A 12,481-nucleotide genomic window follows, 5' to 3' on the forward strand; every position below is an offset into this window, starting at 1 on the left:
GCAAAAGTCGCACTCTACATGAGTGCGTGGATTGAAATAAAACATATGTAGATGTCGTAAAAACCAAACGTGGTCGCACTCTACATGAGTGCGTGGATTGAAATACTTGATCCGCAGGGTAGTAATAAGGACAAGGAAATGTCGCACTCTACATGAGTGCGTGGATTGAAATCGCTATATCGTTGTAGTGATGGAACATATATAGCGTCGCACTCTACATGAGTGCGTGGATTGAAATCCATGTGTACGGTTCGAAAGACGTTTTGGGCAGTCGTCGCACTCTACATGAGTGCGTGGATTGAAATCCATGTGTACGGTTCGAAAGACGTTTTGGGCAGTCGTCGCACTCTACATGAGTGCGTGGATTGAAATCTCCATATTAACTCGTTTCACTGTAAATTCCCCGTCGCACTCTACATGAGTGCGTGGATTGAAATATTATAGTGTATTAATGGATAATGTAATGAAATCGTCGCACTCTACATGAGTGCGTGGATTGAAATCGCACCAACACTATCTATCGCTACTTTACTAGCGTCGCACTCTACATGAGTGCGTGGATTGAAATCGCCATATCTTGTAGCATTTTAATGTAAGCATCGTCGCACTCTACATGAGTGCGTGGATTGAAATCTTAACTCTTCTTCTGACACTTGTTCGACTATACGTCGCACTCTACATGAGTGCGTGGATTGAAATACTATTGGAATGAGATTAACAAAAAGTCAGGAAAGTCGCACTCTACATGAGTGCGTGGATTGAAATAAAGCTATTTGTGTATCTGTATGGAATGACGGCGGTCGCACTCTACATGAGTGCGTGGATTGAAATTAAAATCGACATCGTGCAATCTAATCCGCTTTCCGTGTCGCACTCTACATGAGTGCGTGGATTGAAATAAAACAGAAGAAGAGGTAAGCACGATTATCAACTGTCGCACTCTACATGAGTGCGTGGATTGAAATAAAACTTAGTTGAAGATTGTCTGTGGCTCGCTAAGTCGCACTCTACATGAGTGCGTGGATTGAAATCCACACCTTTCTCGCCAGCTAAATCAACACCTTGGTCGCACTCTACATGAGTGCGTGGATTGAAATTAGCGACTTAATGGCTCTCTTAATCGTATTAACGTCGCACTCTACATGAGTGCGTGGATTGAAATATAATGCATCAATTTGTCAGAGTCAATACGATTGTCGCACTCTACATGAGTGCGTGGATTGAAATATATCATCGCCACCTCTCATTTATTTAACTCTAAGTCGCACTCTACATGAGTGCGTGGATTGAAATTTTAACTCTTACAACTGGTTTAGTAGTGGATTTAAGTCGCACTCTACATGAGTGCGTGGATTGAAATGAATTAAGAATGCTTATCCAAGTGATTTATTAGCGTCGCACTCTACATGAGTGCGTGGATTGAAATTTTGGAGCGATCGAATCAGCACAAATCGCTTTTGCGTCGCACTCTACATGAGTGCGTGGATTGAAATAGAAATGATCTTTGCGTGCACTCCTTCATTTATTGTCGCACTCTACATGAGTGCGTGGATTGAAATAAGAACGACATGAAGATCACAGAAGGTGTGGGTCACGTCGCACTCTACATGAGTGCGTGGATTGAAATCTGTGATTGCTCCAAAGATTGCTAGCGTCGTAGAGTCGCACTCTACATGAGTGCGTGGATTGAAATCCTGACAGCTTTCTCGCTCTGCTTCGATAACACACGTCGCACTCTACATGAGTGCGTGGATTGAAATGATAAGCTAGCCAAAGAAGGATTCGAGCGGAATGGTCGCACTCTACATGAGTGCGTGGATTGAAATAGGAGGAAGCACAGACTTAATTGAGAAAACGATCGGTCGCACTCTACATGAGTGCGTGGATTGAAATTTCGAAAATGACAACACAAGAAACATGGGCTGATGTCGCACTCTACATGAGTGCGTGGATTGAAATAAAGTCATGCTCATCCGTTGGGCTGTCTCCTAACCGTCGCACTCTACATGAGTGCGTGGATTGAAATGGTAACGTGTATCCTGCTTCAAAGACGATTTTAGTCGCACTCTACATGAGTGCGTGGATTGAAATTGTAAAGCAAAAGAAAGTCCTCACATGGTGGCGTGTCGCACTCTACATGAGTGCGTGGATTGAAATTGTTGCTGGTCCAGAGGGGGCATATGTGTATTGGGGTCGCACTCTACATGAGTGCGTGGATTGAAATTATGGAATCCTTAATAGTATCTTTTTCTTGTTTTGTCGCACTCTACATGAGTGCGTGGATTGAAATCGCTATAAGTAGCGAGAGGGATCGCTACTGTGCGTCGCACTCTACATGAGTGCGTGGATTGAAATCTGCTCCAGCAGTGACGCTGTGTCGATTACGTCGTCGCACTCTACATGAGTGCGTGGATTGAAATTGATTACGCGCTAAGTTGTAGAAAAACGCAAAGGTCGCACTCTACATGAGTGCGTGGATTGAAATCACCTTTATCATCCTTTCTTTAATGCGCTTCATGTCGCACTCTACATGAGTGCGTGGATTGAAATACCAGTGTTTAGAGGACCTGCTGTAGAACGTCACGTCGCACTCTACATGAGTGCGTGGATTGAAATACCAGTGTTTAGAGGACCTGCTGTAGAACGTCACGTCGCACTCTACATGAGTGCGTGGATTGAAATAAGCTACAGATTGGAGAAAATCACATAACTTGCGTCGCACTCTACATGAGTGCGTGGATTGAAATATTGATTGTCGCTTCTTTGTGTGCTTGCATCATTGTCGCACTCTACATGAGTGCGTGGATTGAAATATTTCTTGCTTGAGCTTTCGCGTGTCTTCGTTCATGTCGCACTCTACATGAGTGCGTGGATTGAAATATTTCTTGCTTGAGCTTTCGCGTGTCTTCGTTCATGTCGCACTCTACATGAGTGCGTGGATTGAAATCGTATATGCGCATGAATACTGGCGGCCAGTTATACGTCGCACTCTACATGAGTGCGTGGATTGAAATAAGCCGGACTTGATTTAATGACAGCACTAAAAGAGTCGCACTCTACATGAGTGCGTGGATTGAAATGCCTAATGCAGACTGCTGTGTACCCGTTTAATAAAGTCGCACTCTACATGAGTGCGTGGATTGAAATTTGATGAGATTTACGGTCGAAACGACGCGGCGTGTCGCACTCTACATGAGTGCGTGGATTGAAATTCCGTGAGGCTTTCCTCGTCTTAACACGTTAGGGTCGCACTCTACATGAGTGCGTGGATTGAAATCGGCCATCTGATAATCTTGATCACGGCAGGAGACGTCGCACTCTACATGAGTGCGTGGATTGAAATTCATCGTAGATACAAGTAGCCCCTTGTGGCGTTGCGTCGCACTCTACATGAGTGCGTGGATTGAAATTTTAATGGTTGCACATCAATTAATGCCGGGGGAGTCGCACTCTACATGAGTGCGTGGATTGAAATCCTGCTTATCCGGCTAACGAGGTGAATGTTCGCTCGTCGCACTCTACATGAGTGCGTGGATTGAAATATCAGATAGCCGGCGGGCTGAACATAAACGTAAGCGTCGCACTCTACATGAGTGCGTGGATTGAAATATTAACTCGTTGCGAATTTCAGACGTTTGAGAAAGGTCGCACTCTACATGAGTGCGTGGATTGAAATTTTGTCGATGAACTTAAAAGAGCGTTAGCGGCGGTGTCGCACTCTACATGAGTGCGTGGATTGAAATTTGTGGTGCCACATTTTCCTCGAACTGCGACACTAGTCGCACTCTACACGAGTGCGTGGATTGAAATCGAGAGGCAGGTGAAACACATGAATACTGTGAAGTCGCACTCTACATGAGTGCGTGGATTGAAATCTGTCCTTCAACGAACTGAACCTCGATTTTAGCACGTCGCACTCTACATGAGTGCGTGGATTGAAATCCACCATGATCTCTAATGTCTATCATCTTTACACCGTCGCACTCTACATGAGTGCGTGGATTGAAATCATTGTTGTTACTTTCATACGGCCGAGCTTTAAGTCGCACTCTACATGAGTGCGTGGATTGAAATAAAATTAAAAGGACGGTCAGCAACAGTGACCATCCCGTCGCACTCTACATGAGTGCATGGATTGAAATTGTGATCGGGATTGCGCCTTTGCCATGGGCTCCAGTCGCACTCTACATGAGTGCGTGGATTGAAATTGATGGATGATGTCCATCGTCAGCAGCTCAATAGGACAATGTTAGTGCAATAAGAGTTATTGTGGTAATACGTGGATAAAAATGTTTCATCATACTAATTAAAAAATCATTAGCATATTCTTATTATTCTTTAAAGCGTGCAATGATGAAAGCATATAAGAGTGGTATTGCTTGTGCATAGCAGTGTCCCTTCTTTGTGGTGATACGCGACAAAAAGAGGCTGATATATCGGGAACAGGTAAAGTAGATGATTCATTTGAGGAACCTCTTGTCATGGAGATAACTGGAGATATTATCATTGATATTAACGATGGACATAATAATTTCGATGCATTCAGAATACTAAATGAGTCGGATGTTTTCGAAAAGGTGCAAGGCATTCTTGATAATGATAATTAGAAAATAGTGGAATTAAGTATGAGCTGATCTGCGGATTATCGTGCCGAAATTGTAGATAAGAGGGATAAGGAAAAGTCAGTAACAACTTTTTACTATCTTTGGGCAAATCCGGAGCATAAAAATATTGAACTGGTAGGTTATGGTAATACACGGTGCGTTCTGATGAATAAGTTGGATTCAGAAAAGTTGTACAAATTTTTGACGGATAGGAACTTGTCAGATCATGTTGTAATTGAATAACCATTATCTTAGGATTTGTTTTAACGTAATCCAAGAGAGTCTCTTTCCTCAAGGAGCGTGAAGGGGGTACCAATGGCTACAATTGAGTATTTCCAAGCATACTAAGTCAGGGTTTGTTACCACCATTTCCTAAAAAATCTTTATGTCACGTTCGCTAACTGTTGGGCACATGTGCGATGCTATTGGCTAAAAGCTAATAGCAAGCATGGACAAATTGGCGTGGATTACTGTGATCAATTGTATCTTTTAAAACGTCAATTTAAGCGCTTTTCAATAGGAAAATACCATAAAGCAAGGAAAAAACACTCCAAGCCGATTGTAGAAAAATTTCTGAAATAGATAGATGATTTACCTTTCTTCGGAAAAAATACCTTGGCTGAAGGGGCAAAAGCAAACGGCATTGATTTTTATCAATACTTTGTGAAGCTATTGATGGAGCTACTTAATTTACCGATTCACCAGCAACAAGAGATTTTAAATAGCTACATGCCGTGGTCAAAAAATACTCCGGCGCCATGTGCAAAATAGCCATCTATCCGAAAAAATTTTAGCATAGATGGCTATTCGTCGTGCGTACCCAAAAGGTGCGCTTATTTGTTATTTCGGGTTTATGTAAGAATGATTTGATTTTGAAAGCCACAAAAGTCATAACAACAGTCAAAGTGATAGTGTTTTATGACTATAAGTAATAAATCATCAAAAAAAGATCAAGCTAATAACGACGGTAGCAAAAGTTATCCACGCTGTTTCAATAATTGGAATAATTAACTGAAAATAAAAAATTAACGAAAAAATATATTTACTTTTTTAAAAGATCATATTAGAATAAAAAAGCGATCGATATCGACAATAAAAGACATATGTCGACAAATTAGGAATGTTTTTATTTCTGAATCAACAAGTTTATTACATCTAGGAAAGGAAATAGGGAATATGAGTTTATTTAGGAAGAAATCCATCTCGGATTTAATTGCTCAGTCAGAGGTCGCTGGAAAAGCTTTAAAGAAGGATCTTGGCCCCTTTGATTTAACGATGCTTGGAATTGGAGCCATTATCGGAACAGGAATTTTTGTGTTAACAGGCGTGGCCGCTGCCGAACATGCAGGACCAGCGCTGATTCTATCATTTATTTTATCCGCATTGGCCTGTGTATTTGCTGCCTTATGTTATTCTGAATTCGCTTCAACTGTTCCAGTTTCGGGAAGCGCTTACACTTATAGTTATGCGGCCTTTGGTGAGTTGATGGCTTGGATTCTTGGTTGGGCGCTCATTTTAGAATATGGCGTCGCTTCCTCCGCTGTAGCAGCAGGATGGTCAGGATATTTCCAAGGATTATTATCTGGATTCGGTATTAAAATCCCAACGGCATTATCAAGTGCGTATAATCCAGAAGCAGGTACGTACATTGATCTTCCTGCCGTTATTATCGTATTGTTAATTAGCGTTTTATTAACAAAAGGAGTGAAAAAATCAGCGCGTTTCAATACGTTTATGGTATTAATTAAAGTAAGCGTTATCTTATTGTTTATCGTCGTTGGAGCTTTTTATGTACAACCAGCTAATTGGACTCCGTTTATGCCATTTGGGTTTAGCGGTGTCGCAACAGGTGCAGCTACAGTTTTCTTTGCTTATATTGGTTTCGATGCTGTATCAACGGCTGCGGAAGAAGTGAGAAATCCACAGCGTACGATGCCGATTGGAATCATTGCTTCCTTGGCTATTTGTACTTTGTTATATATTATCGTCGCCGGTATTCTTACTGGAATCGTGCCTTATACAGAACTTAATGTGAAAAATCCAGTGGCTTTTGCTTTACAATACATTCATCAAGATTGGATTGCTGGATTAATTTCTTTAGGAGCTATCGCGGGGATTACCACTGTATTACTAGTGATGGTATTTGGACAAACTCGTTTATTTTACGCAATGAGTCGTGATGGCTTACTTCCAAAAGCATTCTCAAAGGTAAATGAAAACACAAAAACGCCAGTTATCAATACTTGGATCACAGCGGCTATGGTGGCTTTCTTTGCAGGAGTTCTTCCATTAAACAAACTCGCAGAATTAACAAATATCGGAACATTATTTGCTTTCATTGTCGTTTCAATTGGCGTGATTGTCCTTCGCAAAACACAGCCGAATTTAAAACGTGGCTTTAAAGTACCGTTTGTCCCGTTACTTCCTATTCTTGCTGTATTGTTTTGTGGATATTTAACCGTTCAGCTCCCATTGTCTACGTGGATTGGATTCACTGTATGGTTAGTATTTGGTTTAATCGTGTATTTCACTTACGGTTATCGTCATAGTTTATTAAGAAAGCAATAATTATATAAGAAACCACCCAAAAGGTATGAATTTTTGGGTGGTTTCTTTTTGAACACAACTGCTATTACTCCCTATTACTTTTCCGCTCAATCCTCTCAACCACCTCATGCAACTCATCCGGCTTATGAAACTCAATCGGCGAAAATCCTTTTTCAAACACTACCGAGTCCGCTTCCATTAATAAAACATAACGGTCGCCTAGTTTGGCGAGGTGAACGGATTCACCAAAATCAGAAAGCATGGCATTCACTCCCATATGGTCAAGCTTCATTTTCAGTTCAAGTTCAGGCGTATGCTCGATCATACGAGCGGAGGCTTCGACGACTTCATCGGTTGAAAACCGCTCCTGCAACTCCCGTTTCGGACTCTCTGCCCAAATTTCCATCGCTTCTTCAAATTGCTGAAATTCTGGACTTTCTTCTTCTAATTCTTCGATCGTATATTCCCGCACCATATCGATGACTTGAGACTTGACGATCTCAGGCATCGACTGTTCGTAGCCAACGTATTTCAAAAAATCCTCGAAGTAACGAGCGTGGGACGCTTGGTGAATTTTTAGTTCGCCTTCTTCAACCATTCCTTCTTCGGGCATGTATGGATATTGAATCGATTTCATGTTCTTTGTTGTAATCGCCAGTTCAACATGACGAATGAGGGAGGAGGCATCAGTAATGGTTGCTACTTTCGGTTCGAAATCGCATTTTAATAGGAAGACAAAAGTGTCGTCAAAATATTTTTTGATCTGTGCTTTTGCCACAATAAATACTCCGCCCCGGACTGCACTTGTTTGAGTGTACAATGTGGCAAATTGCTCGCTTGCTTCTTGAAATTCAAGCATGGAATAAGCAGCCCGCGCTTTAGCGAATAAATTATAGTTTGGATTAGAGGTTAAATCATGTCCAGGTTCAGCAATGAAATAACCGATTTTCGTTGGCACTTGTTCGGCTTTTGGATGCCGATCCGCTTTTCGTTTAACAATTTTCGTAAATTCCCCATCTAAAAAGTCTTTGAGCGGGCTATTTTCGTATTCTTCTTCGCCAAGTGTTTGATAATGCTGGGCGCGTTTAACAGCATCGTCTCCTTTGCCATCTACATGAACGACAAAGAATGATAAGTAATTAATTGTAAAATCCAATGAATATCACCTGTTTTTCTTAACTAATATCTAAAATAATTTTTCGTAATTGCTTGATGCCTTTTTCAAAGTCCTCCATCGACGCATAGCCGTAGGACAAGCGAATGGCTTGGACGGATTCTTCGGTATAAATGCTACCGATATTCAATGAAATGCCAGCGCGATAAGCTTTGGCGCAAATATCTTTTAAATGGACGCTTTCTTTCATGCGTAGCCAGATTAAAAAGCCGCCAGCAGGAACGTCCCATTCAGCTAAGTCGCTCATATGCTCTTCTAGTGCTTGAAGAGCCGCTGTTCGTCGCTTTTTTAATTCTTCCCGAACGAAAGATAAGTGCTGCTCATACAGGCCGCTTGAAATCCATTCCGCCGCAACGAGCTGGGAAAGAGAACTGGAGCCATAGTCTGTCTGTTTTTTGATTTCGGCGAGGCGTTCAATGACTTGTTCCGGTCCAGCAATCCAGCCGATACGAAGGCCTGGAGTAAGTGTTTTTGAAAAACTACCGATATACAGCACATGCCCATTTGAATCGAGAGACTGAAGTGTCGGCGGCGGAGGACTGTCAATCCAGAGCTCACGGTAAATATCATCTTCAATGATTGGAAGCCGCTTTTGCGCACAAATATCGAGCAGTTCTTTCCGGCGCGCTTCCGACATTAAGATGCCAGTCGGGTTATGGAAACACGGAATCGTATACAAAACAGAAGAGGGCCCCGCACTCGCTTTTTTGGAAAGGATGTCTGCTCGCAATCCTTCTTTATCCATCGAGAGGCCAGATAAATTCATGCCAGTGGATTGAAAGATGTGCAGAGAATAAAGATAAGACGGTTTCTCTAAAAAAACGGTCGATCCTTTATGTAGCAGGCTAGCCGATATTAACTGGAGCCCTTGAATTGCTCCGGAAACGATTAATATAGAAGCAGGAGAGATATCTGTTCCTTGCTTTTTCATGTAATCGCTGATCGCCTGTCTTAACGGAAGGTATCCTTTTGGTTCCTCGTAGCCAAAAGGTTCCAGACTTTGAGCGAGTCGCATCATCACTTGTTGCATATTATCGGTTGGGAAAATATCTTGAGCAAGCTCTCCTTTACTAAGTTCGATTACATGTTCCGGTGCCGTCATTGTATCAGTTTCCAAGGGAGGCAGAGATACCGCTTTTGGAAAAGAAAGTGAGGCGGAATCATCCCAGGAAGGAGGGCTTGCAGCAAGTAGTGTCCATGTATTGTTAATGACCATTGTGCCTTTACCCATCACGCCTTCAATTAATCCTTCTGCTTTCAATTCTTCCAGCGCTGTAACAATAGTCGAACGGTTGACGGACAGAAGTTCCGCCAATTTGCGCTGGCTCGGAATTTTACTGCCGATGGGCCATTCACCGCTTGAAATGGCTTTTTTGATGTAATTCATCACTTTTTCGTATTTCGCAAGGTTTGTGCTCATTGCTATTTCAATCTCCCTATTGTTGTGCTTCTTTTATCATATCATCGTCTGTCATTGCTTACTATCTCTAGCCAATGCTTTTTATAAATTTATCTCGGTCTGGGTTCACAATGACCTGTTACGTTAGCTCTTTATAGATAATGCGGTAGCTGCCATTCTGCTTCAATCCAGCCTCGCACAAACTTGATTGGATGAGATTTTATGATTTAGCGAAAATAAAGTGACTTTACAGGAGAGAATGGTTTATTATAGTAGTTAGAATTTTCGAGTCATGACAGAAGGGCAGTTGATGTTTTTGCTGAAAAAGTGGATTTTACCTGTAGCGATTTTACTTATTATTTTATTTTTAATACCGTACTCGCTGCCTTTTATACTCGCTTTAGTGACTGCTATTTTATTAGAGAACTCTGTGAAATGGTTCATCACGCGGTTTAAATGGCAACGATTTCGAGCGGTTCTTGTTACCTTTCTGCTTTATTTGCTGTTCATCGCATTATTTGTATGGTTTGTTGTGAATCTTGTGATTGATCAAATTGTGACACTAGCTCAAAAAGGGCCATCCTTTGTGACTAATTTCTATAAAGAATCACTTATTCAGTTTGTGGATCAATTTCAGCATTATTTTAAGACTTTACCGCCGGATGTGATTCGGTCATTTGAACAAACGTTGGAAAAATCAATTGATTCCGTCACGCAAATGGCGCAGTCGTTGCTTGAATGGTTATTCGGACTAGCAACCGCTATCCCAGGGTTTTTAATCGAGTTTTTAGTGTATTTAATCGCTGTCTTTTTGTTTAGTTTGGAACTGTCTCGATTAAAAATAAAAACAGAACGTCATTTAAAGGAATCTACGAAAGAGAAATTATACTTAATTACAGGCCAATTAAATAAAGCGGGTATCGGCTTTATTAAAGCGCAAATTTTATTAAGTGTGATCACCTTTCTAATGGCATTTATCGGCTTATCTATTTTGCGGGTGCCTTATGCTGTTTTGCTTTCTATATTAATTGTTTTTGTTGATGTCTTACCGATTTTAGGAACGGGATCTGTACTTGTTCCGTGGGCGGTCATTTGCTTTTTCCAAGACAATCAGTTCCTTGGTATTGGGTTAATTCTATTATTTATTATTATTACAGTAGTCCGCCGTATTTTAGAGCCGAAAGTCTTTTCGTCCAATATGGGCATTTCGCCATTAGCAGCGCTAATTAGCTTGTTTGTCGGCTTTAAAATATTAGGCTTTATCGGATTTTTCGTTGGGCCAGCGATTGTGATCATTTATGATACATTGCGAGAAGCGGGTATTATTAAAAGCAGATGGAGAATTTAGAAAAGAGAGTGATGTCAAAAAGTCGTGTTTAACGACCTTTTGTATCACTCTCTTTTTACTATGACAATGAACTGGTTTCAGCCTTTTTAGTTGTAAAATCTTCTTGCTCATAATAAGTGTGTTTCACTAAAATATTTGGCCCGAGACATTGGACGCTTGGGCAGTGACAATTTAATTCGGACGCAATGGAAGAGTTCATCCAAGCACGATAAGCTTCTTCTAATGTATTTGTTTGGATATTACCTAATGGCGGAGCATCTCCAAAGTCTGTCACAATAATATCTCCATTAAAAATGTTAACATTCAGTCTCGAACGTCCGTCAGGGTCATTTCTTACAGTGACCATATTTTCGTTTCGTAGCCTCTTTAACAGCTGTTGGTCTTCTTCTTTTTGGCTGCATGAATAAAACGGAAGAGTACCGAAAAGCATCCAAATGTTTGGGTCGCGAACATCGAGTAAATGATGAATCGCTTTACGCATTTCTTGTAACGAAAGGGATTCTAATGCGCTGGCAAAATCGCTTGGATACATCGGGTGAATTTCATGGCGAGCACAGCCCATGTCATCAACAATTTCGCGATGAATCTTCTCTAGATAAGGAAGTGTTTTTTTATTTAACATCGTTTCCGCTGAGACTATAACCCCCATTTTTGACAGCGCCTTACTATTATCAATCATTCGTTGAAAAAGAGCTTCCCGCTGGGCAATCGTAGGTTTTCGTTCCATATTAGCGAATCCTGTTTCGACAAACTCTTCGATTGTTCCCCAGTTATGTGAGATGTGTAGCACATCTAAATAAGGGGTGATTTCTTCATAGCGAGACAATTCAATCGTTAAGTTTGAATTGAGCTGTGTATATACATCACGTTCATGAGCGTATTTCAACAGTGGCAATACATAGTTCCGAACGGAGGATTTAGATAACATGGGTTCTCCGCCTGTAATACTAAGAGCCCGCAAGTCTGGTACTTCATCTAACCTACGAAGGATTAGCTCAAGCGGTAAAGCTTCTGGATCTTTCGTTTGTAATGTATAGCCAACTGCACAATGTTCACAACGCATATTACATAATGTGGTTGTCGTAAACTCGACATTTGATAATTTCATCTGACCTGCTGTTTGGATATCCGAATAAGGTTCCCATGGGTCAAATTGTGGATGAATCAATTGTTTCATTGTAAAACCTCTTTTCTATAGACATTAATATTATAACTCTTTTCGAAAAGAAATGGCTAGGGGAAAACGAAGTTAGATAGGCCGTCTCTTGTTTTTTCTTCAATCTATTGTTAAATAATGATTCATTTTATCTATCAATCTTGAGAACTATTTTTTCTATTTTCTAGTGTCTTTTCTTTGGAAACAATTTCACCTGTGATACAATGTAGGCGAGTTAACTAGTAGTTGGAGG

7 protein-coding genes, 1 pseudogene and 1 CRISPR repeat array (1 of these 9 only partly in view) are annotated in these 12,481 nt (G+C 41.0%); of the genes and pseudogenes, 5 read left to right on the forward strand and 3 right to left on the reverse strand.

All coding sequences use genetic code 11. The features are described from left to right. Window positions 1-4,208: a CRISPR direct-repeat array (repeat unit 32 nt; unit sequence GTCGCACTCTACATGAGTGCGTGGATTGAAAT) (it extends 2,306 nt beyond the left edge of the window). A gap of 171 nt (window positions 4,209-4,379) precedes the next feature. The 4 genes and pseudogenes from IRB43_RS06100 (at window position 4,380) to bcaP (ending at window position 7,172) form a co-directional block, all read left to right on the forward strand. Beyond that, window positions 4,380-4,607, forward strand: coding sequence for a hypothetical protein (locus IRB43_RS06100; RefSeq protein WP_203362562.1), 228 nt, complete (start codon window positions 4,380-4,382; stop codon window positions 4,605-4,607). Between the two features lie 369 nt (window positions 4,608-4,976). Further along, window positions 4,977-5,186, forward strand: a pseudogene (locus tag IRB43_RS17775) (IS66 family transposase); the annotation flags it as partial. A gap of 33 nt (window positions 5,187-5,219) precedes the next feature. Further along, window positions 5,220-5,375 carry a transposase domain-containing protein gene (locus IRB43_RS17780; protein WP_238941847.1) on the forward strand — a complete coding sequence of 52 codons (156 nt, stop codon included), beginning with the start codon at window positions 5,220-5,222 and terminating at the stop codon, window positions 5,373-5,375. Between the two features lie 405 nt (window positions 5,376-5,780). After that, window positions 5,781-7,172, forward strand: a complete 1,392-nt coding sequence (gene bcaP, locus IRB43_RS06110; protein ID WP_203362563.1) for a branched-chain amino acid transporter BcaP — start codon at window positions 5,781-5,783, stop codon at window positions 7,170-7,172. A 64-nt stretch (window positions 7,173-7,236) separates the two neighbouring features. On the opposite strand, the gene IRB43_RS06115 is transcribed toward bcaP, so the two are convergent. Both IRB43_RS06115 and pdxR read right to left on the reverse strand, forming a co-directional pair. Next, window positions 7,237-8,307, reverse strand: a complete 1,071-nt coding sequence (locus IRB43_RS06115; protein WP_203362564.1) for a DUF3900 domain-containing protein — start codon at window positions 8,305-8,307, stop codon at window positions 7,237-7,239. Window positions 8,308-8,326: 19 nt separating this feature from the next. Then, on the reverse strand, window positions 8,327-9,745 hold the full coding sequence (pdxR, locus tag IRB43_RS06120; protein ID WP_203362565.1) for a MocR-like pyridoxine biosynthesis transcription factor PdxR: 1,419 nt from the start codon (window positions 9,743-9,745) through the stop codon (window positions 8,327-8,329). Between the two features lie 289 nt (window positions 9,746-10,034). On the opposite strand from pdxR, the gene ytvI reads away from it, so the two are divergent. Beyond that, window positions 10,035-11,072, forward strand: coding sequence for a sporulation integral membrane protein YtvI (gene ytvI / locus IRB43_RS06125; RefSeq protein WP_238941848.1), 1,038 nt, complete (start codon window positions 10,035-10,037; stop codon window positions 11,070-11,072). Window positions 11,073-11,130: 58 nt separating this feature from the next. On the opposite strand, the gene yfkAB is transcribed toward ytvI, so the two are convergent. Further along, window positions 11,131-12,249 (reverse strand): radical SAM/CxCxxxxC motif protein YfkAB, encoded by a 1,119-nt coding sequence (gene yfkAB, locus IRB43_RS06130; protein ID WP_203362566.1) that lies wholly within the window; start codon window positions 12,247-12,249, stop codon window positions 11,131-11,133. Window positions 12,250-12,481 lie beyond the last annotated feature (232 nt).

Source organism: Bacillus sp. REN10 (assembly GCF_016820555.1).
Classification (GTDB): Bacteria; Bacillota; Bacilli; order Bacillales; family Domibacillaceae; genus Bacillus_CE.